The sequence below is a fragment of the Burkholderia sp. GW821-FHT14F03 genome (genome assembly GCF_058803765.1).
Genome location: NZ_JBXAPG010000006.1, coordinates 164,370 through 187,565 on the forward strand (window position 1 = coordinate 164,370; position 23,196 = coordinate 187,565).

Sequence of the window (23,196 nt, forward strand, 5' to 3'; positions counted from 1 at the left end):
TGCATCCTGCCCAATTGGCGTGATTGCTGTTTTTCTGAAATTCTATAAATCCCCTCATTCATTAAGGCACGGCAAATCGCCGCGCGGATATTGCTCGCCCATTGGTTTTCGATGAGGCGAATTCGTGAAGATGGGCATTGGGCATGACCGCATTGCCGGCGGAGGGACGGGGCTTGCCGGGCATCGGCGCTTCAAGCAGTGCTGTTGGTCGCGCACGCATTTCGGCGTGTGCGTTTATTTCCCATGTCAAAGGAATGAAACATGCAACGTAAGACTTGGCTTATCGCATTGGGCGCGGCGTTCACCGCGCTGTCCGCCCACGCGCAGCAGTCCGGGGCGGTATCGCCTTCCGCCGTCGCGCAGGGCGAGATCGTCAGCTCCCAGACGATCAGCGACGCCGCCGGCACGACCAGGATCTATCGCTCGATCCGCGCGGCGGATCCCGCCGATGCGCGCCGGTCGGTGCTCGTCGAGCAGGTGCTGAAGCAGGCCGGGCCGGGCAGCCTGGCGTTCGTGCGCGGCGAGCAGCCGGTCGACGCGGTGCGGCACCGCCAGCAGCAATGCGCGGCGCTCGGCGCGGTCGATGCCACCGAGGAGTCGGACGTCACGTTCGACGAACGGATCCTGGACGCCACGCTCTGCAAGAGCGCGAATCCCCAGCAGCAGGCCGGCGCAGCACGTGCGGCAACCGCGCTGGCGGACCAGGGCATCACCATCATCGTGCCGGGGATCCTGGCCCGGCTCCAGCAGCCGACGCAACTGCCGATGCACTTGTGGGTGTCGACGGTGCAGATCGGGACCGTGACGCTGTCGGTTTCCTCCGAGCCCTTCGGCGTCGGCAACCTCCGGTTCTACACCTACGGCGGCGTCAACAATTTCCAGACGGCTCTGACCGTGCGCGCCTCCAAGCTCGGCATGTTCCCGATCAACGCGCGCGCGTGCGCACCCGGCATCGGTTGCGTCGACGATTCGCGCGGCCGGATCAACGTGGTTCGGTGAGCCTGTTTCCGTATCTCGCCGGGGCATCGCCCCGGCGCGCCAGCCGGGTGTTGCCTGGCGATGTCGTCCGCGCACGCACCCTGGGCGTGCGCGTTTTACTTTCCTTACATCGGGATTGAAATATGCAACGCAATGCTTGGGTTGTCGCGCTGACCGCGGCCTTCACCACGTTCTCCGCTCACGCGCAGCAAGCGGACAGCCCGCCCGCCGGCGACCCGGCTCAAGAGGGCGTGGTCAGCTATCAGGCGGTCGGCAATGCCGCCGGCGTGACCAAGATCTACCGGTCGATCCGCGCGGCGGATCCCGCCGATGCGCGCAAGACGGTCGTCGTCGAACAGGTGCTGAAGCAGGTCGCGCCCGGCAGCGTGACGCTGGTGCGCGGCGAGCAGTCGGCGGAGGCGGCGCGGCACCGGCAGCAGCAATGCGCGGCGCTTGGCGCGGTCGATGCGACCGAGGAGGCGGACGTCACGTTCGACGAGCGGATTCTGGATTTCGCGCTCTGCAAGAGCGCGAATCCGCAGCCGGCGCAGCGCATGTTCGCGGCGGCGGGAATGCGCGCGACGGCGCTCGCCGCGGCACCCAAGGCGAATGACGAGGGCATCACCATCATCGTGCCCGCGGTGCAGGGCAAATTGTTACAGCCGACCCAGCTCCCGGTTCACTTCTGGGTGTCGTCGGTGCGCGCGGGGGAGATTTCGCTGTCGTTGCAGGCGCCGAACTTCGGCTTCGTCAATTTCAGGGGCACCACGAATGGCGGGGTCTACAATTTCCAGCCGGTGTTCACCGTCAAGGGCTCATGGCTCGGCACCTATCCGGTGACCGCGATCGGTTGCGCGCCGATTCCCGGCGGCTGCGTCAAGGATGAGCGCGGTCGCTTCACGGTCGTTCGATAAGCGGCGCGTCGTCGGCGTGGCGGGCGCGGTGCTGCGCGTTCGCTGCGCCGAACCGGCGCCATGTGTCAGCTGTGAAGCGTCAAGAGCAACCGTCTTCGATGTCAAGCAGGCGAGTGCGATTCTGCGTTCCAAGGGCGGCCGGACTTCACGGTTGCAATGAGAATGGCGAGCAATTTTCGCATTGCCGACCTGGGACGTTTCTTGTAGCCGCTTGGCAAGCGAGTTCTCTTTTATCCTAGAGGCAAGGAGAACTCAATGAAGAAGCGATTTACCGACGAGCAGGTCATCCGGATCTTGCGCGAGGCCGTCCTCGCCGACGTCGTCGTGGCAACGACATACGCCTGCCAGGCGCCACGCAGCCCAATTCGGTCTGGAGCTGCGACTTCGTGCATGACCAACTGGTAGACGGGCGGGCGTTGAAGATGCTTGGCGTGATCGATGAATACACCCGCGAGTGTCTGGCGATCGAGGTCGGCGCGCGCCTCCGGTCGCAGGATGTGATCCTGACGCTGTCGCGACTCATGCGGCTGTACGGCAAGCCCACGTTCATACGGTCGGACGACGACTGCTGCCAAGGTCATGCGCTGGCTGCGAGATGTTGCAATCGGCCCGGCTTTCATCGCGCCCGGCAGTCCGTGGCAAAACGGGCTCGTCGAGAGCTTCAACGGCAAGCTTCGCGACGAATTGCTGAACCGGGAATGGTTCCGCAGCCGCGCCGAGGCCAAGGTGCTCATCGAACGCTGGCGGCAGTTCTATAACGAGCGCCGGCCCCATGGCGCACATCGCTATCAACCTCCCGCCGCGGTCCGTCGAGCCTGGCTGGATTCCGATACTATCTATGCGAGACTCACTGCCTGATTGGTCACAAAATTCCGCCTCAGGTCAACTCCATAGGTCATATCGAACCTCTCGCGACGCGATAGACGTTCGAAACACCCGCGCCAAGATGTGAACAATTTATAAATGCACAAACTACTGATCAAGAAATTACGTATATTGTGAGCGACTTGAATTCGTGGCCCGTTAGGTTTACGTAAGAAAACCAATGGGTACCTTCATATGGGCGGGTATCAACTTAGCGAAAGAATCCGAACCGGGCTGCTCCAGCAAGACCGGCTGTTACGGCTGGACACGCCGCTGCCGGCGAGCACGTTCGTTGTTGTCGGTCCCGAAACTCGGTCGTGATTTCAGCTGGACCCTCGATGGGGTGTCGGGCGCGGGCGACGTCGAACTGAAGAAACTGATCGCGCAGCCAGTCAGCGCGTGGCTGCAGTAGGTCGACAAGTCCTATCGCCGGTTCAACGGTTGCGTGCACACGGCCCGCCGCTTGTGCGCGGACGGCGGTCTGACGAGTTATCAGCGGGTGTTCGCGTCGTGGCTGCATTTCCTGCGCTTCCGGCGCGACGAGCGCATCTGGCAGGACCGCGCCACCGAATCCACCGGGCGTTTGCAGCGAACCCAGGTCGCCAGGATTTGGGAAAACGAGCATTTCCTTCCGCCTGACCTGCCGTTTGCCACATTGGGTTCGTCCTCGCCGTCTCTCCGCCCTGCCTACCGGTTCTAGAAAATAAAGCGACAATGGTGAAACACCATGAAACTATTAAATATTCCTAAAGATATGAGAAATGTGAGCGATTCGAGCACAATCCATCACTGGCTCGTCGTCACCGCCGTGTGCGCGATAGCGGCATTGAGCGGTTGCGGCGGCGATGACGGCAGCGGTAGCCCTGGCGCCACGGCGTCAGCCATTTCGCCGAACGCGGCCGCGGCGAATCCAGCGGCTGGTTCGAGCATCACCTTGTACGCCAGCCCGACCGGATCGGGCGATTGCTCGCAAGGCGCGCCGTGCAGTCTGACCGCCGCCCAATCGGCCGTCCAGTCGCAACGAGCGGCCGGCAACACCAACGTGACGGTTCTACTCGCCGACGGCACGTACCGCTTGTCGCAGACCTGGCGATTCGGCGCGGCGGACTCCGGTGTGCCCGGCCATCCGGTGGTTTGGGCGGCCGCGCCCGGCGGGCATCCGATCATTTCCGGCGCGACGCAGATCACTGGATGGCAGCCATCCGGCGCGAGCAGCGTCTGGGTCGCCGCGGTGCCGTCGGGCGGCAACTCGCGCCAGTTGTACGTCAATGGCGCAGCCGCGCTGGTGGCGCAGCAAACCCCCAACCAACTCGGCTTCAGCGGAGGATGGGTGGGTTCGAAAACCGGCTATGACATCACGAGCGACAAGACCGCGAAGACCTGGTTCGCTCAGCTCACCGCGACGCAAGTCGCCAATGTCGAGTTCGTCTACACGCAGGGCAACGGCAATTGGACCGAATCGCGATGCCGGGTAGCCAGCTATTCGAACGGCGCGATCACGATGGCGCAACCCTGCTGGACCAACGTGACGCAGCGCGCCACCTATTCGAACGCCAGCGGCGGACTGCCGTCGATGTCGACGAGCACGATACCCTCGTCGATCCAGAATGCGCGTGTCCTGATCCAGCCGGGACAGTGGTTCCTCGATACGGCGGCCGGCGCACTTTACTATCAACCAATTCCCGGTCAATCGGTGACGGCGCTCGATATCGAGCTGCCCCGGCTGGAAACGCTGCTCCAAGGCGCGGGTTCCCTCGCTCAACCGCTGCACGACGTGACGTTCTCCGGGCTGCAGTTTTCCTATGCGACCTGGAACGCCCCGTCCGCCGCGCCCGGTTTTGCCGACGTGCAGAGCAATCTGCGCATGACGACGGCAACCGGCAATCAAGGCATGTGCAATTTCTCGTCGCCCACCGGTTCATGTCCGTGGGGCGCGTTGTCTCAACCGCTCGCCAACGTCAGCTTCAGCGCGGCGAACAACGTTACGCTCAAGGGAAATCGTTTCACCGCGCTGGGCGGCGCTGGCCTGGCATTCATGTACGGATCGTCCGGCAATCTGATCCAGAACAACGAGTTTGCGTCGATCGCCTCGACCGCCATCCTGTTGGGCTGCACGTCCGATCCCACGCCGACCGACGGCAAGGCAGCCACCGCCGCCGCGATCAAGCAGAACTGCAACCCGGACCCCACGCTCGTGAAGAACGATGCGATCGGCGCCAACGAGATCATGAAAAACAACACGATCTCGGGCAACCTGATTCACAACATCGGCACGGATTACCCATCGGCCAGCGCGATCACCCTGTTGTTCGGCCAGAAGACGTCCGTCACCCGCAACGAAATTCACGACGTACCCTACACGGCGATCACGGCCGGCGTTATCCAAGGGCATGTCGACAATTCCAACCATCCGTCCCAATCGACGAACATCAACGACAGCAACACGCTCAGCAACAACCTGCTGCACGATTACATGACGGGGCTGACCGACGGTGGCGCAGTCTATATCGAAGGCCATCAGGCGCAGTATCAGTACAAGGCGGACGGCACGACCCTCGATCCCGTCGCGACGCTGGCCCACGGCATCCAGGTAACCGGCAATGTGTCCTACAACAGCAACAATGTCATGCGGACCTACTACGATGACGCCGGCTCGGAATGGATCAACTGGTCCGGCAATGTGTCGTTCAATTCCACCGGGCCGTACGGCTCGGTCCAGGGCGGATGCGAACCAACCGGACACATCTGGTACACCGGCAATTACGCCGACGCGCCAGGCGGCGACTATGCCACGTGCCCGCCTCTTCCGATCGACACGCATAGCAGCGGAAACATCACCATCACGTCGTTGTCGGCCGTGCCGGCAACGGTGATGAGCAGCGCGGGGCGCGGCAACGATCCGGCGAATCTCTCCGAAAGCAGCGTGACGGGCCGGATCGGCGATAACGCGTCGCAACTGAAATACACCGGCTCGTGGCAACATGCCCACAACCGGTCCGTCTACTTCGACTACCTGCACGACCTTCATTACACGACGAACGACAACGATACGATGACGGTCGATTTCACCGGCACGGCGATCCAGGTCTTCGGCGAACAGAACACCGATCAGGGCAAGCTGGGCATCAGGATCGACGGCGGGCCACAGCAAACCGTCGATACGACGCCGGCGGACAAGCAACGGCATTCGAACGTCGCGGTCTACACGTCTCCGGTGTTGTCGCGCGGATCGCACACGCTCACGGTGACGAAGTTGTCGGGGACGTACGCGACCATGAACGGGGTTTACATCGTGCCTTGACGCCTTGCCGGATTTCCGCGTTCATCGCACCACGATCGCGGATCGATCCGACGACGACGACGACGACGCGCGCCGTCGTCGTCGTCGTCGTCGCGAGCGGGTGTAGGCGTCCAGAATTGATGCTAACCGCGTTCACAGAAGCGCTGGCTGTGAAGCGTCAAGAGCAACCGTCTTCGATGTCAAGCAGGCGAGCGCGACGCTGCGTTCCAAGGGCGGCCGGACTTCACGATTGCAATGAGAATGGTGAGTAATTTTCGCATTGCGGCAACGAGCGCCACCTTCTTTGGCGTTCCCGTCATCACCAAGCGGGAGCAAAACGAAACAAGAACAGGGTTATGGCGTACCGCGGCAGGCGTTGCCATGTAAAGCGTGCAAAGCGTGCATCGAACATCGGATCGCCCTCCGGAGATAGTTCGACGCCCACGGATCTGTCCGGAGTCGCGATTGAATGGGGCAACCCCCACCGGGACCGCGATCCGCCGCCTGCAGAGCGATCCCAGTTCAGGCGGTTCCGCAGCAAGGGTAGCAATTGTGGCTGTTCCAATGCCGTTGACGCTTCCAAGGAGAGCTGAAAAGCCTATGTGATGCCGCTGGACGTGATCTTTGAGTTCGCACTCGATCCGACCAATTTGGATCTTGATGAACTCGATGGAGTGCTCGACGCTTGAGCTAACGCTGACATGGGTTTGGCGCAAATGTTGCCGCTCAGCAACCAGGGCAGAGACGAGTTGCCGACGACGCAGCACAAGTGCTTGCAGCCTCCTGAGCTTCGCATCCGCGAGTGGTTTGATGAAACGGTTACGCCGCGCCGCCTCGCATCCACCGAACCGACTATCCCAGTGCGGCGCTCCTGCGGGTGCCGAGCCACCTCGACACCCCAGCCCGGATCGTGACCGATCTGGGCGCGACGCTGCATCAGAACGCATGGCCATCGCGCTTGTCGGCGAGCAGACCCGCTACACCGGCCTGAATCGCTCGATCATCTACCGATGGTTCACCGATCCCGACCAGCGCCGGATTTACCACCCCGATGACCACGAGGCCCACTCCCGGCGCTACGTCGCATCGCTGCGGGCTGTCCACGGTCGCAGCGCCGACGATTCCGAGGCCGACGAATTCGCTGCGCTGTGGAAGCTGCACGAGGTCGCGGATCGGCGCCTCAAGCGCTATGTCCATCCGCTCGTCGGCATCTTGACGCTCGACTGCGTGATGCTGACGTCCGCCGACCTGACGGAACGGCTCACGATCTTCACCGCAGCGCCGGGTTCGCCGGATGGCGACCGCCTCAAGCTGCTTTCGGTGGTCGACGCGCAACATCCCGATCCGAAAAAAGCTGAGAAGCGATTGCGATATCAGGCAGGCGGCCCGACGCCAACGAAGCGGCGTGTCGTGACTGTCGGCGCATCTCGCTCACGGGAAGCGCGTCGTTCATTGACCGCATACCGGCGTTCCGCATTGTCGTTGCGCGCGTCGGCGCTGTGTCGCGACGCCCCTCGCCCCGCCGCCGATGCCCCGCGTTCGATCCCGCGCCATCTCGCGCCTTCGTGCCGTCTCGCTTGCCGCCCCGCGCCCGCGCCCTCCGCCTAGTGGTTTCCCCCGGGCGTCGCCTCCAGTCAAGAAAAAGTCGCCGCTGGTCGCTTCCGGACTAATCTGGCCCGTTACTTTGGAGTCCGTCGCGCGGGCCATCCCGGCCGCGCCCGCTCAATCCGACGAACGGGAGTCACCATGAAGCCGATCCCCACCGCGCTGCTCGGCGCATTGCTCGCCACCTGCGTCATGCCCGGCGCGGCCCGGGCGCAGGACCCGGACACCTGCCGCACGGTGCGCTTCGCCGACATCGGCTGGACCGACATCACGTCGACGACCGCGCTCGCGTCGCTGCTGCTCGACGGGCTCGGCTACAAGCCGACCACCACGATCGCCTCGGTGCCGATCTCGTTCGCGGGACTGAAGAACAAGCAGATCGACGTGTCGCTCGGCTACTGGTGGCCGGTGCAGCAGGCGCAGCTGCAACTGTTTCTCGACGCGAAGTCGATCGACCTGATCGAACCGCCGAACCTGTCCGGCGCGAAGGCGACGCTCGCGGTGCCGAACTACGCCTACGAGGCGGGCCTGAAGCGTTTCGAGGACATCGCGAAGCATCGCGCGGAGCTGGACGGCAAGATCTACGGGATCGAGGCGGGCAGCAGCGCGAACGCGACGATCCGCAAGATGATCGACACCAATCAATACGGACTGGGCGGCTTCAGGCTGGTGGAATCGAGCGAGGCGGGGATGCTCGTGACGGTCGAGCGCGCGGTGCGCGAGCACAAGTGGGTGGTGTTCCTGGGCTGGGAGCCGCATCCGATGAACCTGCAGATCGGCATGAACTATCTGGCGGGCGGCGACGCCGCGTTCGGCCCGAACTACGGCGAGGCGCGCGTCTACACGCTGACCGCGCCCGACTACCTGAAGCGCTGCCCGAACGCGGGCCGGCTGGTCGCGAACCTGCGTTTCACGACCGACCTCGAAAACCGGCTGATGCAGGCGGTGATGAACAAGACGCGCCCCGCGGAGGCCGCGCGCGCCTATCTGAGGCAGAACCCGCAGGTGCTCGATGCGTGGCTCGCGGGCGTGACGACCTATGACGGCAAGGAAGGCTTGCCGGCGGTGCGCGCCCACCTGGGCCTTTGAACGTTTCCACGAAGCGAATCCGCGCGGGAGCGGGCCCGCGCACCCCACTGAAACGAGGCGACGATGAATCACGAAGTGATAGTGACCTGCGCGGTGACCGGCGCGGGCGATACGGTCGGCAGGCATCCGGCGGTTCCGGTGACGCCGCAGCAGATCGCGGCGGCCGCGATCGAGGCGGCGAAGGCGGGCGCGACGGTCGCGCACTGCCACGTGCGCGACCCGCAGACCGGGCGCGGCAGCCGCGATCCGCGGCTGTACCGCGAGGTGGTCGACCGGATCCGCTCGGCCGACGTCGACGTGATCATCAACCTGACGGCCGGCATGGGCGGCGACCTCGAAATCGGCGCGGGCGAGGAGCCGATGCGTTTCGGCCGGGGCACCGACCTCGTCGGCGGGCTCACGCGCCTCGCGCATGTCGAGGAACTGCTGCCCGAGATCTGTACGCTCGACTGCGGCACGCTGAATTTCGGCGACGGCGACTCCATCTACGTATCGACGCCCGCGCAGCTGCGCGCCGGCGCGAAGCGCATCCAGGAACTCGGCGTGAAGCCGGAGCTGGAAATCTTCGACACGGGCCATCTGTGGTTCGCGAAGCAGCTGCTGAAGGAAGGGCTGCTCGACGATCCACCGCTGTTCCAGCTCTGCCTCGGCATCCCGTGGGGCGCGCCGGCCGATACGGGCACGATGAAGGCGATGGTCGACAACCTGCCGGCCGGCGCGCACTGGGCGGGCTTCGGCATCGGCCGCATGCAGATGCCGATGGTCGCGCAGGCGATGCTGCTCGGCGGCCACGTGCGCGTCGGCCTAGAAGACAACCTGTGGCTCGATCGCGGCGTGCCCGCGAGCAACGGCACGCTCGTCGAGCGCGCGCGCGAAATCGTCGAGCGGCTCGGCGGCCGCGTGCTGACGCCGGCCGAAGGCCGGCGCACGCTCGGCTTGCCGGCGCGCGGCGCGCGCCCGCTCGAACGCCGCGCGCTCACCGAATTCGCGTGAACGCGCCCCGCTGCCTCACCCGCTGCAATACGTCGGCGGCGCGCATGGGCGTCCGCCGTTCGATTCCCCCGATTTGAAGGATGCACTGACATGGCAGTGAAGACCGACATCAAGACGTTCGCCGCCATCGGCGCCGGCGTGATCGGCAGCGGGTGGGTTGCCCGCGCGCTCGCGCACGGTCTCGACGTGGTGGTCTGGGATCCCGCGCCGGGCGCGGAGCAGCAGCTGCGCGCGAACGTCGCGAACGCGTGGCCCGCGCTGGCGCGTGTCGGCCTCGCGCCGGGCGCCGATCCCGCGCGGCTGCGTTTCGTGTCGACGATCGAGGCGTGCGTCGCCGATGCCGATTTCATCCAGGAGAGCGCGCCCGAGCGCGAGACGCTGAAGCGCGAACTGCACGAGCAGATCAGCCGCGCGGCGAAGCCCGACGCGATCATCGCGTCGTCGACGTCGGGGCTGCTGCCGACCGACTTCTACGCGAGCGCGACGCATCCGGAGCGCTGCCTCGTCGGGCACCCGTTCAATCCGGTGTACCTGCTGCCGCTGGTCGAGGTGCTCGGCGGAGAACACACCGCGCTGGAAGCGGTCGAGGCCGCGATGGCGATCTATCGGCGGCTCGGCATGCGGCCGCTGCGCGTGCGCAAGGAAGTGCCGGGCTTCATCGCGGACCGCCTGCTCGAAGCGCTGTGGCGCGAGGCGCTGCACCTCGTCAACGACGGCGTCGCCACCACCGGCGAGATCGACGATGCGATCCGCTTCGGCGCGGGCATCCGCTGGTCGTTCATGGGCACCTTCCTGACCTACACGCTCGCGGGCGGCGAGGCCGGCATGCGACACTTCATGCGGCAGTTCGGGCCGGCGCTCGAACTGCCGTGGACCCGGCTCGCCGCGCCGCCGCTGAGCGACGCGCTGATCGATCGGGTGGTGGAGGGCACCGCCGCGCAGCAGGGCGGCCACAGCATCAAGGCGCTCGAACGCTATCGCGACGAGTGCATCACCGAGGTGCTCGCGACGATCGCCGCCGTGAAGGCGCGTCACGGCATCCATGACGAGACCTGACCGACGGGGACGACGATGCTGACCTTGCACGAGGACGTGGTGCGCGACGAATGGGTCGACTACAACGGCCACCTGCGCGACGCCTATTACCTGCTGATCTTCAGCTTCGCGACCGACGCGCTGCTCGACCGGATCGGCCTCGACGACGCGGCGCGCCGCGCGCGCGGCCGCTCCGTGTACACGCTGGAGGTTCACCTCAACTACCTGCGCGAGGTCAAGGCCGGGGCGCGCGTGCGGGTCGACGCGCGGGTGCTCGCGCACGACGCGAAGCGGGTCCACCTGTACCTGGAGATGTTCGCGGCGGGCGTCGACGGCGCGGTGGCGGCGAGCGAGCAGATGCTGCTGCACGTCGACACGCTTGGGCCGGCCTCCGCGCCGTTCGATCCGGACATCGCCGAGCGGGTGGCCGCACTCGCGGCGCAGCGGCACGATGCGCCCGCGCCCGCTTGCGCGGGCCGCGTGATCGGCTTGCCGGCGCGGCGCGGATGACGTCGAGCGCGTGCGGCGCGCCGCTGCTCGACGCCGCGCTCGACGCCTTCGTCGCGCGCGTCGCGGCCTGCTATCCGGCCGACGCCGCCGAGCGCTCGCCGGCCGAGCAGCGCCGCCTGTACGAACGATTCGCCGCGCGGCTCGCGCCGAGCCTGCCCGCGGGCGTGCAGATCGACGACGCGGTGTACGCGGCGCGCGCCGGGCATGCGCTCGCGATGCGGCGCTATCGCCCGCGCGGGCGCGCGGCGCGCGGCACCGTGCTGTTTTTCCACGGCGGCGGTTTCGTGGTCGGCTCGCTCGACAGCCACCACGCGATCGCCGCGCGGCTCGCGGCGGATACCGGCCTCGACGTGATCGCGGTCGACTACCGGCTCGCGCCCGAACACCGTGCGCCGGCCGCGCGCGACGACTGTCTTGAGGTGACCGTGGCCGCGTTGCACGGCCGGCTGCCGTTCGGCGTCGGCGCCGCGCCGCTGATGCTCGCGGGCGACAGCGCGGGCGGCACGCTGGCCGCGTGCGTGGCGGCGGCGCTGCGCGACGCGGGGCAGGGCGGCGTTGCCGCGGTCGCGCTCGTCTACCCGCTGCTGGGTTATGCGCCGCGCCTGCCCGCCGCGCGGACCGAGGCGCAGGCGCCGCTGCTGACGCTCGCCGACGTGCACGCCTGCCGGCGGGCGTATTGGGGCGGCGCGCCGCCGCCGCCGAATACCGTGCCGCTCGACGCGGCCCGCTTCGATGGCTTGCCGCCGACCCTCGCGATCGGCGCACAGCACGATCCGCTGCGCGACGACGCGCGCGCCTACGTCGAGCGGATCGAGGCGGCGGGCGGCCGTGCCCGCTTCATGCTCGGCGCGGGGCTGGTGCACGGCTGTTGGCGCGCGCTCGACACGAGCGCGCGGGTGGCCGCGATGCACCACGCGGTCTGCGAATTTCTGCTGGAACAGCGGGGCTGAGCGCGCGGGCGGCGCGGTCGAGGCGAGCCTCGAATTGTGTGCAGCGCTGAATTTTGTGTTGTCTTATGATTGCGGTCTCACACTTTCACGCTCACGAGGCGGAACGAGATGACCCCCCACGGCAACCCGCTGTTGCAAGACTGGCACACGCCTTATCAACTCCCTCCGTTCCAGCAGGTCGAGCCCGCGCACTACGCGCCGGCCATCGCCGTGCTGAGCGCCGAGCATCTGGCCGAGATCGACGCGCTGGCCGCGCAATCCGAAGCGCCGAGCTTCGAGAACACGGTGGCCGCGTTCGACGCGACGGGCCTGCGGCTCAATCGCGCGCTCTACCTGTTCTACAACCAGTGCGCGTCGCAATCGCCGCCCGCATTGCAGGCGGTCGAGCGCGAGATGGCGCCGGTGGTCGCCGCGCATACGAGCCGGGTGCAGATGCACGCGGGGTTCTTCGCGCGGCTCGATGCGCTGCACGAGCGCGCGGCCGAACTGGAGCTCAACGAGGAGCAGCAGCAATTGCTGCGGCGCGTGCATACCGACTTCGTGCGGGCCGGCGCGCGCCTGGAGGGCGCCGAACGCGTGCGCTTCGCGGAGATCGTCGAGCGGCTGGCGGAACTGCAGACGCAGTTCGCGCAGAACGTGCTGGCCGACGAGACCGAGTATCAATTGAAGCTCGAAGGCGAGGCCGATCTGGCGGGCCTGCCGTCGTTCCTGCGGCAGGCGGCGCAGAGCGCGGCGCGCGAACGCGGCGTGGACGGCTGCGTGATCACGCTGTCGCGTTCGCTGGTCGAGCCGTTCCTGACCTGGTCGACCCGGCGCGACCTGCGCGAGCAGGTGTGGCGCGCCTGGAGCGGCCGCGGCGAGAGCGCCGCGCGCGACAACCGGCCGATCGCCCGCCAGATCCTCGTGCTGCGGCAGGAGCAGGCGCGCCTGCTCGGTTATGCGACGTTTGCCGATTACGCGCTGGCCGACCGCATGGCCGGCACGCCGGCCGCCGTGCATGCGCTGCTCGATCAGGTGTGGGAGCCGGCGAAGGCGAGCGCCGCGCGCGAACGTCAGGCGCTGGTCGAACAGGCCGCGGCGCTGGGCGAGCCGACCGACATCGCGCCGTGGGACTGGCATCACCTGGCCGAGAAGGTCCGGGTCGCGCGCTATGCGCTCGACGATGCGGAGGTGAAGCCGTATTTCAGCCTCGAGGCGATGTTGAACGCGATGTTCGATTGCGCGCACCGCCTGTTCGGCGTGCGTTTCGTCGAGCAGAAGGGCGTGCCGCTCTACCATCCGGACGTGCGGCTGTGGGAAGTGCGGCGCGGCGACGCACTGGTCGGCCTGTTCCTCGGCGACAACTACGCGCGGCCGAACAAGCAGGGCGGCGCGTGGATGAGCGACTACCGCGAGCAGCGTCGCAACGGCGGCGTCACGGTGCCGATCATCGTCAACAACAACAACTTCGCGCGCGGCGGCGACGGGCCGACGCTGCTGAGCTTCGACGACGTGCGTACGCTGTTCCACGAGTTCGGTCACGGCCTGCACGGGCTGCTGTCGAACGTGACGTACCGGCTGCTGGCCGGCACGGCCGTGCCGCAGGATTACGTCGAACTGCCGTCGCAGCTGATGGAGAACTGGGCGACCGTGCCCGAGGTGCTGGCGCGTCACGCGCGGCACGTGACGACGGGCGAGCCGATCCCGGCGGCGCTGATCGAACGGATCCGCGCATCGCAGTTGTTCAACCAGGGTTTCTCGACGGTCGCCTATACGTCCTCGACGCTGATCGATCTTGCGCTGCACCAGCATCCGGATCCGGCGAACCTCGATCTCGCCGCGTTCGAGGCGGCGGAGTATGCGCGGCTCGGTGTGCCGCGCGAGATCGGCATGCGGCACCGGCTGCCGCATTTCGGCCACATGTTCGGCGGCGCGCATTACGCGGCGGGCTACTACGTTTACATGTGGGCGGAGGTGCTGGAGGCGGAAGCGTTCGCTGCGTTCGAGGAGGCGGGCGACGCATTCGATCCGACGCTCGCGGACAAGCTGCATCGCTACGTCTACAGCGCGGGCAACAGCCGCGAGCAGCGCGCGGCGTTCCGCGCGTTCCGGGGCCGCGATCCGCAGGCCGCGTCGATGCTGCGCAAGCGGGGGTTGTTGGCGAGGTGAGGCTGTGGCGGGGAGGGGAAGGCGGGCGCCTCTGAGCCGCGATAGGCGTCCCGGACGCAAATCGGAGCGCGTGCTTCGGCGGCCATTTCCCCGATCCGATCGGACCGATTACCCTGGCCGGTCGAGCGAGTCGCGGTGGCGTTCGAACATGGCGAATGGGCGATGAAGGGTTCAAAGGACAAACGACGCGTCCCGGGGCGGGCCCGGGACGCGCGCAGGGAAGCGCCGGCCGTCGCCCGGCCGGCGCGGCGTCAGTGCGTGCGGTCGCGCAGCGTCTTCGCCGCGGCCACCATGTTGGTCAGCGCCGGGATCACCTCGGCCCACTGGCGGGTCTTCAGGCCGCAGTCCGGATTCACCCACAGGCGCTCGGCGGGAATCCGCTCGGCCGCCTTGCGCATCAGGCCGACGATGTGCTCCTGGGTCGGGATGTTCGGCGAGTGGATGTCGTACACGCCCGGCCCGATCTCGTTCGGATACTTGAAGTGGTCGAACGCGTCGAGCAGCTCCATGTCGGAACGCGACGTCTCGATCGTGATCACGTCGGCATCCATGTCGGCGATCGACGCGATGATGTCGTTGAACTCCGAATAGCACATGTGGGTGTGGATCTGCGTCTCGTCACGCACGCCGTTCGCGGTGATGCGGAACGATTCGACCGCCCAGCCCAGATACTCGGCCCACTGCGCGCGGCGCAGCGGCAGCCCTTCGCGCAGCGCGGCCTCGTCGATCTGGATCACGCGCACGCCGGCCTTTTCCAGGTCGAGCACTTCCTCGCGGATCGCGAGCGCGAGCTGCAGGCACGACGCCGAGCGCGGCTGGTCGTCGCGCACGAACGACCAGTTCAGGATCGTCACGGGGCCGGTCAGCATGCCCTTCATCGGTTTGCTGGTCAGCGACTGCGCGTAGGTGATCCACTCGACCGTCATCGCCTTCGGGCGGCTGATGTCGCCGAACAGGATCGGCGGCTTCACGCAGCGCGAACCGTAGGACTGCACCCAGCCGAACTGGCTGAACGCGTAGCCGTCCAGCTGCTCGCCGAAGTACTCGACCATGTCGTTGCGCTCCGCTTCGCCGTGCACCAGCACGTCGAGGCCCAGCTGTTCCTGTTCGCGCACGCTGCGCGCGATCTCGGCGCGCATCGCGGCCTGGTAGCCGTCGATGCCGAGCGCGCCGCCCTTGAACTGGCTGCGCGCCTGGCGGATCTCGCCCGTCTGCGGGAACGAGCCGATCGTGGTGGTCGGGAACGCGGGCAGCTTCAGCAGCGCGGCCTGCTTCGGCGCGCGCAGCGCATAGGCGCTGGCGCGCTTGCCGAGCTGGGCGTCGAGGCGGGCGACCGCCGCCTTCACGGTCGGATTGTTCACGCGCGGCGAGGCGCGGCGGGCGCGGATCGCGGCCGCGTTGGCGTCGAGCGCGGCCGCGACGGATGCGCGGTCGCCGTTCAGCGCGGCGGCCAGCACCTTCAGTTCGTCGAGCTTCTGCAGCGCGAACGCGAGCCACGAGCGCACCTCGGCGTCGAGCTTCTCTTCACTGCCGAGATCGACCGGCACGTGCAGCAGCGAGCATGACGGTGCGATCCACAGGCGCTCGCCGAGCTGCTTCGCGAGCGGTGCGAGCCATTCGAGCGTCGCGTTCAGGTCGCTCTTCCAGATGTTGCGGCCGTTGATCGCGCCGACCGACAGGACGCGCGGCGCGGGCAGCAGGCCGGCCGCCTTCCCGGCTTCGGCGCGGGCGTTGATCGCGTCGATGTGCAGGCCGTCGACGGGCAGCGCGCAGGCCAGCGCCAGATTGTCGAGCAGCTGGCCGAAGTAGGTGGCGAGCAGCAGCTTCACCTTGCGCGTCTTGAGCGCCTCATAGGCGGTGACGAAGGCCTGCTGCCAGGCGGCGTCGAGTTCCGTCACGAGCGTCGGCTCGTCGATCTGCACCCATTCGACGCCTTCGCGGGCCAGCGTGTCGAGCAGCGCCTGATAGGCGGGCAACAGGCGCGGCAGCAGCGCGAGCTTGTCGGAGTCGTCCTTGGCCTTGCCGAGCCACAGGTAGCTGACCGGCCCGATGATCACGGGCTTGGCCTTCACGCCCTGCGCGCGGGCCTCGGCGAGCTGCTCGACGAGGCGCGACGCGTCGAGCGTGAAGGTCGTGCCGGCCGCGAACTCGGGGACGATGTAGTGATAGTTGGTGTCGAACCACTTCGTCATCTCGCCCGCCGCGACGCCGCCGCAGCATGCGGCGTGTTCCTCGGCCGATTGCGCCGAGCGACCGCGCGCGACCCGGAAATAGTTGTCGAGCGCATCGCCGTGGAAGCCCTGCACGCGTTCCGGCAGGTTGCCGAGCGTGAAGCTCATGTCGAGCACCTGATCGTAGAACGCGAAGTCGCCGACCGGCGCGAGATCCAGGTCGCGCTGGTTGTGCCAGTGCAGCTGGCGCAGCTGTGCGCCGAGCGCCTTCAGCTCGTCGCGCGACGCTTCGTCTTTCCAGTAGCGTTCGAGACCGAACTTGAGTTCGCGTTTTGCGCCGATGCGCGGGAAACCGAGATTGTGAGTCGTGACCATGAGCGCTGTCGTCCGATGAGAAAGCGTGGAGTGAGTGAAAGCCTGCGGCGATGATAGGGTTTCGCGCTCATGAAGAAAAATGGCATTATTTCATTGTTCGATTATTTTTATTCATGGGTTGCTTGCCCGGGGTTCCACCATGCTTGAACGCATCCATCTCGTCATCATTCGCGAAGTCGCGCGCCAGGGTTCGCTGACCGCGGCCGCGAACGCGCTGCACCTGACCCAGTCGGCGCTCAGTCATACGGTGAAGAAGCTCGAGCAGCAGCTGGGCGTGCTGGTCTGGGATCGCGACGGCCGCAGCCTGCGGCCGACCCAGGCGGGGCAGTACCTGCTGTCGCTCGCCGAGCGGCTGCTGCCGCAGTTCGAGCACGCGGAGGCGCGCATGAAGCAGTACGCGGACGGCGAGCGCGGCACGCTGAGGATCGGCATGGAGTGCCATCCGTGCTACCAGTGGCTGCTCAAGGTCGTGTCGCCGTACCTGGCGCGCTGGCCGGATGTCGACGTCGATGTGAAGCAGCGCTTCCAGTTCGGCGGGATCGGCGCGCTGTTCGGCTACGACATCGACGTGCTCGTCACGCCCGATCCGCTCGCTCGGCCGGGGCTGCGTTTCGAGCCGGTGTTCGACTACGAGCAGGTGCTGGTCGTGGCGGAGCGGCATCCGCTCGCGGAGGTGCGCTACGTGAAGCCCGAGCAGCTGGTCGACGAGATCCTGATCACCTATCCGGTCGACACGGACCGGCTCGACATCTACAACTATTTCCTGCGTCCGGCGGGCGTCGTGCCGCGCCGGCACAAGACCATCGAGACCACCGACATCATGTTGCAGATGGTCGAGAGCGGCCGGGGCGTGGCCGCGCTGCCGCGCTGGCTCGCCGAGGAATATGCGGACCGGATGGCGGTGGTGCCGGTGAAGCTCGGCAAGGCGGGCATCGCGAAGCAGATTTTCCTCGGCACGCGCGATGCGGACGAGGCGGTGGATTACCTGCGGTCGTTCGTCGAGTTCGCGAAGGCGTCGAACTGGCGGGCGCCGCGCGTGCGGCGCTGAGGGCGCGCGCCGGGCGCGCGGCGTGTCGAGCGCGCCGCCCGGGTCAGCGCGCGGCGTTCGACGTCGTGACGGCGCGCGCGTCATGTCAACCGGGCGCGCGAGGGGGCGCTGGAGCCTGGATTCGCGCCGCGGGCCGCGAACAGCCCGCCGCTGCAGGCGGCGTATGCGCCGCAAACGGATGCCGATGCGGCGCATGCGCCCGTCGTCGCGGATGATCCTGTCCGCGCCGATTCCACGCCCTCCGCCTTGCCATTGACATCGATCGGCCTTGCTTCTACCTTTCGCTGGCGCGGTCCGGGGGGATTCATCCGCCGCGCGTCCACGCTTCACCATAAATCCACGACCTGAGAGACCATTCCATGCGATCCCTGGCTTGTTCGCTGGCCTTGCTGCTGTGCATGTCCGCAGCGCACGCCGGCGCGACCCGCGAACTCCGCGACTACCTGATCCAGGACGTCTGCGTTGACGCCGACGACAACCCGATCGCAGGCGATCCCGCCAGTTGTCCCAGCCATCGCGACATGCGCGTGGGCGAGCGCTCGCCCTACCTGCTGACCGATTTCGATCACAACAGTGGCGCGGCCTACCAGTCGACCAACAGCATCCCGGTGCTGGGCGCGGACGGCACGACCAAGGTGCTGGTGATGAAGAACCTGCAGGGCGGCTTCGATTCGCGCTTCCGGTTCTCGTTTTCCGAGGCGCGCGACGGCTACGACCTGATCGATCTCGACAATTCGAGCTATGCGTCGTTCATCCGCACGTCGGACCCGGGCTGTCGCGACCAGATCTGGTCGCGCACGGGCGGCGCGGGCAGCATCGCCGAACGGGCGGGCGGCTGGATCCTGTTCCCGTTCCAGGGGCCGCCGTCGGGCTGGCCGCCGTCCTCGTCGATCTACCATCCGACGTACCACATCCAGGTCACGCAGCCCGCGCCCGCCGGATGCGGCAACGGCAACAGCACGGGCGTCACCTACTGGAACGGTCCGGGCGCCTACCAGTTCGAGTCGGGCAAGGTGATGACGGCGATCCGGTCGGACCATTTCGCGGCGACCACCCTGTCGCAGCGGAACAATGCGCTGGAGCGCTATTTCTTCACGAAGGAATACGGGATGACGCGCTGGGAAGCGTGGATTCCACGCAGCCGCTGCTACGCGGAGCGCGGCGCGCAGGATCCGTCCTGCCACCCGGAAACCGACAACGAACCGCTGCGCGCGCGCTGCAAGGTGCTCAACGTGTCGGGCACGGGGCATGCCGGCCTCGATCGATGGGGCGACCAGGACTGGGTTCGGGTCGATTGTCGCGACGCGAGCCGCTACGTGGCGCTCGATACGCCGCAGTACCTGCTCGACGACCAGATCGCGCGGCGTCAGGTGGTCGACCTCGACGCGCGCGGTTCGACGAACCCGCCGCTCGGCGCGTGGCATGCGAATTCGCCGGCGTACGGCCACGTGACCGGGCGCGCGAACGGGACCGGCTGGGAGATTCCGGCTACCGGGCAGTACTCCAATCTCAGCTATGGGCCTTATGTCCAGCAACTGCCGGCGGGGCGGTTGAATGCGACGTTCCTGCTCAAGGTCGACGTGACCGCCGCGCACAACGACGACATCGCGGATCTCGACGTGTATCGCTGGTCGACGAATACGGTGTTCGCGAAACGCAAGCTGATGCGCGCGGATTTCAACGATGCGAACACGGTGCAGGCGTTCATCGTGCCGTTCGATTACGACGGGCAGGGGGCGCTGGAATTCCGTGTGCACGTGTATGGACATTCCTATGTCTATCACGCGGGGTCGCTGGTCGGGTATTGAGCGGAAGGCGGGCGGGCTTGGCGCCGGCGTCGCGCCGCGCGTCCGGCAGGCGGTGCGGCGTGGATGCGATACGTTGGGCTCGCGTAGCGGTGGGCCAGGGGCGGCGCGATGCTGGGCATGGGGCTGCTCTGTTGGTGTCCGCTTCGTGCCGGCCGCGCGAGGTGGGGAGGGCTCGCCGGGCGTTGCGCCGTCGCGTATTGGCGAACCTGGTCCGGCGCGATGCCGGGCAAGGGCGGTCGCCCGGCGCGGATGGCTCGCCGTGATTGCGCCGTGTTCGCGTATCGTCGGACCCGGTTCGGCGCGGTGCCGGGAACGCGGCGGCCCGGCCTGCGCCCGCTTCGCGCCGGCCTTGTGCGACGCGGATTGCGCGGCGCTTGCCGCCCGCTTGACGGCGCGGGTTCCCGCGCGCGCCACCGCATCCGGCGGTGGCGGGAGCCGTCGTCGCGACGCGCCGCGCAACCCGCCGGATCCTCGTCGCTCGCACGCCGAAACCCCCCCGCCCGACGCGCCGTTACCCGGAATCTCGGCCGAGCGCCCGCCGGAGTGTAAACTGCTGCCTTTTTTATCGACGCACGCAGCATGTTGCAACCACCACGGCGCGGCGCGCCGGGCGGTCCGGCACTGATTCGTCTGCTGGCTCGTCTGGCGGATCTGGAAGTGTCCGCACCCGGACAGTCGCTGTCCGACCAGTTGAGCCGCTGGCTGAGCTGGACCGACGCCATCACGCTGTCCTCCGCCCTGAACCTGGGTACGCCCACGGGATCCGGCCCGGCCCCCGCCCACGACGAGGCGGGCCGGGAGTGCGCGCGCGTGCGCGCCGCGCTCGCGAAGTCGATCGACGGCGTCGCCGCGTTCGGCGCCGGGCGCGGCGGCGGCGGCGCGCCGCCCGCGCCGCCCGTCGCGCCGAAGGACGCTGCGCTCGATTTCGCGGTGCTGCGCCAGGACTACCAGTTCATCCAGCAATCGATGCAGACCGAAATCGGCCTGCTGCGCGCGCGGCTGCGCCGCGCGATGACGGCCTCGACGCCCGAACTCGCCCGCCTCGCGGTGCTGGACGCGACCTTCGAGCAAGCGCTCGACGCGCGCGAGCGCGGCCTGCTGGGCGCGGTGCCGACGCTGCTCGGCGCGCGTTTCGAGCAGTTGCGCCGTGCCGATGCGCGGGCGGGCGAGCCCGCGCCGGACGCCTCGACCTCGGGCGCCTGGCTCGGTCTGTTCCGTCAGGACATGCGCGGCCTGCTGCTCGCCGAACTCGATATTCGTTTTCAACCGGTCGAGGGGCTGCTCGCGGCGCTTCGCACCAGCCAACCACCGGGACGCCATGTCCAGATCTCACCTTAATCCCGTTGTTTTCCTGGCCGGGCTGGCCGCTGTCTGCTGGGTCGGCGCGGGGTATCTCGCCGCCAATCCGCTCGCGCTCGCATTCACGCTGCTGGTCGGCGCGTGCTATGTCGCGGGGGCGCTCGAACTGCGGCGCTATCAACAGACGACGGTCGCGCTCGCGGCCGCCGTCGATGGTCTCACCGAGCCGCCGCCGAGCCTCGCGCCGTGGCTCGACCAGCTGCCGGCGGGGCTGCGCGGCGTGGTGCGCCTGCGCATCGACGGCGAGCGCGCCGCGCTGCCCGGGCCGGCGCTCACGCCGTACCTGGTCGGCCTGCTGGTGCTGCTCGGCATGCTGGGCACGCTGCTCGGGATGGTCGCGACGCTCAAGGGCACGGGCGCCGCGCTGGAAAGCGCGGCAGATCTGCAGGCGATCCGTGCGTCGCTGGCGAGCCCGGTCAAGGGCCTGGGGTTCGCGTTCGGCACGTCGATCGCGGGTGTCGCAACTTCGGCGATGCTCGGCCTGCTGTCCGCGCTGTGCCGCCGCGAGCGTGCGCAGGTGGGGCAGCGGCTCGATGCGGCGCTCGCAACGACGTTGAGAATTCATTCGCACGCGCATCAGCGCGACGAAACCGCGCGCCTGCTGCAACGTCAGGCGGAGGCGCTGCCGTTGCTGGCCGAGCGGATGCAGTCGATGGTGACGGCGCTCGAACAGCACGGCCGCGCCGACGCCGAGCGTCAGCTCGCGAATCAGCAGGCATTCCTCGGCCGCACGGAGACGGCGTATGCGCAGCTGGCCGCGTCGGTCGGCCAGTCGCTGCGCGACAGCGCGACCGACAGCGCCCACGCCGTGGGCGGCGCGCTGCAACCGCTGATGGAAGCGACGCTGGCGGGCCTGGCGCGCGAGACGGGGGCGTTGCACGGCAGCGTGTCGCGCGCGGTGGAGCGGCAGCTGGAGCAGGTATCGAACGGCTTCACGGCGACGGCCGCGCAGGTGTCCGGGATCTGGACCGACGCGCTCGCGCGGCAGCAGCGCGAGCAGGAAGCGCTGGTGCGCGAGCTGCGCGATGAACTCGCGAAGGCGAACGCCGGCGTCGCGCAGCGCTCGGCGGCCTTGCTCGACGGCATGAGCGCGCGTGCGGACGAAGCGGGCGAACGCACCGCGGCCGCGTGGCGCGACGCGCTCACGGGGCAGGCGGAGGCGAATGCGCAATTGGCGGAGCGCAATCAGCAGGCGCTCGAACGCGCGGCGACAGGCTTCGAGACGCGCGCGGCGGTATTGCTGGCGGGGCTGGGCGAGGCGCTCGATCGTCAGGCGCAGGTCAACGAACAGTTGGCGACGCATAACCGTCAGGCGCTCGATACGGCGTCGAGCGGCTTCGAACGACAGGCGGCGACCTTGCTGAGCGGGCTGAGCGGGGCGCACGCGGGATTGCAGGCCGAGCTGGCGGCGCGCGACGAGGCGCGGCTCGCGGCGTGGCGCGACGCGCTTGGCGCGGTGGGGGCGACGCTCGAGGCGAACTGGACGCGTGCGGGCGAGCAGGCGGAGTCCCGCCAGCACGTCATTTGCGAAACCTTGGCGCGGACGGCGGGCGAGCTGTCCGAGCAGGCCCGGGCGCAGGCGCGCGACACGCTGGCGGAGTTGGCCGGTCTCGCGCGCGAGACGTCGGCGGCGCCGCGCGCGGCGGCCGATCTGGTCGCGCAGCTGGCGCGCACGGCCGAGACGGTCGAGCAGCGCTCGACTGCGTTGCTCGACGGCGTCGCGACGCACCTCGATACGGCTGCGGCGAATGTCGCGGGCGCGTGGCGCGAGGCGCTCGATCGCCAGGCCGAGGTCAACGCGCAGTTGGCGACGCATAACACGCAGGCGCTGGAGGCGGCGTCGAACGGCTTCGAGCAGCAGGCATCGGCGCTGCTGGGCGGGTTGGGCGAGGCGCTCGATCGTCAGGCGCAGGTCAACGAACAATTGGCGACGCACAACAAGCAGGCACTGGAGGCGGCGTCGAGCGGCTTCGAGCAGCAGGCAACGGCATTGCTGGGCGGGTTGGGCGAGGCGCTCGATCGTCAGGCGCAGGTCAACGAACAATTGGCGACGCACAACAAGCAGGCAC

At 67.8% G+C, this 23,196-nt stretch carries 15 protein-coding genes and 3 pseudogenes; 16 read left to right on the top strand and 2 right to left on the bottom strand.

Annotation, left to right across the window (positions count from 1 at the left end; genetic code table 11):
• The first annotated feature begins 261 nt into the window (after positions 1-261).
• The 5 genes and pseudogenes from AC1RQF_RS06720 (at position 262) to AC1RQF_RS06740 (ending at position 6,057) form a co-directional block, all read left to right on the top strand.
• Positions 262-999 (top strand): hypothetical protein, encoded by a 738-nt coding sequence (locus tag AC1RQF_RS06720; protein WP_492871595.1) that lies wholly within the window; start codon positions 262-264, stop codon positions 997-999.
• Positions 1,000-1,121: 122 nt separating this feature from the next.
• Positions 1,122-1,892, top strand: a complete 771-nt coding sequence (locus AC1RQF_RS06725) for a hypothetical protein (RefSeq protein ID WP_273997796.1) — start codon at positions 1,122-1,124, stop codon at positions 1,890-1,892.
• A 302-nt stretch (positions 1,893-2,194) separates the two neighbouring features.
• Positions 2,195-2,750 (top strand): annotated as a pseudogene (locus AC1RQF_RS06730) (integrase core domain-containing protein); the annotation flags it as partial.
• A 201-nt stretch (positions 2,751-2,951) separates the two neighbouring features.
• Positions 2,952-3,327: pseudogene (locus AC1RQF_RS06735) on the top strand (phage late control D family protein); the annotation flags it as partial.
• Between the two features lie 156 nt (positions 3,328-3,483).
• The gene (locus AC1RQF_RS06740; protein WP_492871596.1) at positions 3,484-6,057 is read left to right on the top strand and encodes a right-handed parallel beta-helix repeat-containing protein; all 2,574 of its coding nucleotides are present in this window, start codon (positions 3,484-3,486) and stop codon (positions 6,055-6,057) included.
• A 179-nt stretch (positions 6,058-6,236) separates the two neighbouring features.
• Here AC1RQF_RS06740 and AC1RQF_RS06745 read toward each other — a convergent pair.
• Positions 6,237-6,860 (bottom strand): annotated as a pseudogene (locus AC1RQF_RS06745) (transposase); the annotation flags it as partial.
• Between the two features lie 121 nt (positions 6,861-6,981).
• On the opposite strand from AC1RQF_RS06745, the gene AC1RQF_RS06750 reads away from it, so the two are divergent.
• The 7 genes from AC1RQF_RS06750 to AC1RQF_RS06780 all read left to right on the top strand — a co-directional run bounded on the left by AC1RQF_RS06750 (position 6,982) and on the right by AC1RQF_RS06780 (position 14,366).
• Entirely contained in the window at positions 6,982-7,644 is a 663-nt protein-coding gene (locus AC1RQF_RS06750) for an MmyB family transcriptional regulator (RefSeq protein WP_492871597.1), read from the top strand.
• A 138-nt stretch (positions 7,645-7,782) separates the two neighbouring features.
• The gene (locus AC1RQF_RS06755) at positions 7,783-8,730 is read left to right on the top strand and encodes a choline ABC transporter substrate-binding protein (RefSeq protein WP_492871598.1); all 948 of its coding nucleotides are present in this window, start codon (positions 7,783-7,785) and stop codon (positions 8,728-8,730) included.
• Between the two features lie 63 nt (positions 8,731-8,793).
• Complete coding sequence (gene cdhC, locus AC1RQF_RS06760) at positions 8,794-9,723, top strand: 3-dehydrocarnitine:acetyl-CoA trimethylamine transferase CdhC (RefSeq protein WP_492871599.1); 930 nt, start codon at positions 8,794-8,796, stop codon at positions 9,721-9,723.
• A gap of 90 nt (positions 9,724-9,813) precedes the next feature.
• Complete coding sequence (locus tag AC1RQF_RS06765; protein WP_492871600.1) at positions 9,814-10,779, top strand: L-carnitine dehydrogenase; 966 nt, start codon at positions 9,814-9,816, stop codon at positions 10,777-10,779.
• 15 nt (positions 10,780-10,794) lie between these two features.
• On the top strand, positions 10,795-11,268 hold the full coding sequence (locus tag AC1RQF_RS06770; protein WP_492871601.1) for a thioesterase family protein: 474 nt from the start codon (positions 10,795-10,797) through the stop codon (positions 11,266-11,268).
• A 23-nt stretch (positions 11,269-11,291) separates the two neighbouring features.
• Complete coding sequence (locus AC1RQF_RS06775; protein ID WP_492871626.1) at positions 11,292-12,218, top strand: alpha/beta hydrolase; 927 nt, start codon at positions 11,292-11,294, stop codon at positions 12,216-12,218.
• Positions 12,219-12,326: 108 nt separating this feature from the next.
• Positions 12,327-14,366: a M3 family metallopeptidase gene (locus AC1RQF_RS06780; RefSeq protein ID WP_492871602.1), complete on the top strand. Its 2,040-nt coding sequence runs from the start codon at positions 12,327-12,329 to the stop codon at positions 14,364-14,366.
• Between the two features lie 251 nt (positions 14,367-14,617).
• Here the strand turns inward: AC1RQF_RS06780 and metE are convergent, their stop codons facing one another.
• Positions 14,618-16,912 carry a 5-methyltetrahydropteroyltriglutamate--homocysteine S-methyltransferase gene (gene metE / locus AC1RQF_RS06785; protein WP_273997807.1) on the bottom strand — a complete coding sequence of 765 codons (2,295 nt, stop codon included), beginning with the start codon at positions 16,910-16,912 and terminating at the stop codon, positions 14,618-14,620.
• A 139-nt stretch (positions 16,913-17,051) separates the two neighbouring features.
• Between metE and AC1RQF_RS06790 the strand changes: the two genes are divergently transcribed.
• The 4 genes from AC1RQF_RS06790 to AC1RQF_RS06805 all read left to right on the top strand — a co-directional run.
• A complete protein-coding gene (locus AC1RQF_RS06790; RefSeq protein ID WP_273997808.1) occupies positions 17,052-17,960 on the top strand; it encodes a LysR family transcriptional regulator in 909 nt (302 codons plus the stop codon).
• Between the two features lie 359 nt (positions 17,961-18,319).
• Entirely contained in the window at positions 18,320-19,768 is a 1,449-nt protein-coding gene (locus AC1RQF_RS06795; protein WP_492871603.1) for a hypothetical protein, read from the top strand.
• 579 nt (positions 19,769-20,347) lie between these two features.
• Positions 20,348-21,106, top strand: a complete 759-nt coding sequence (locus AC1RQF_RS06800; RefSeq protein WP_492871604.1) for a DUF3348 domain-containing protein — start codon at positions 20,348-20,350, stop codon at positions 21,104-21,106.
• Positions 21,087-23,196 (top strand): DUF802 domain-containing protein (locus AC1RQF_RS06805; protein ID WP_492871605.1); only part of this gene is annotated, 2,110 nt, incomplete at its 3' end. The genes AC1RQF_RS06800 and AC1RQF_RS06805, both read left to right, overlap by 20 nt.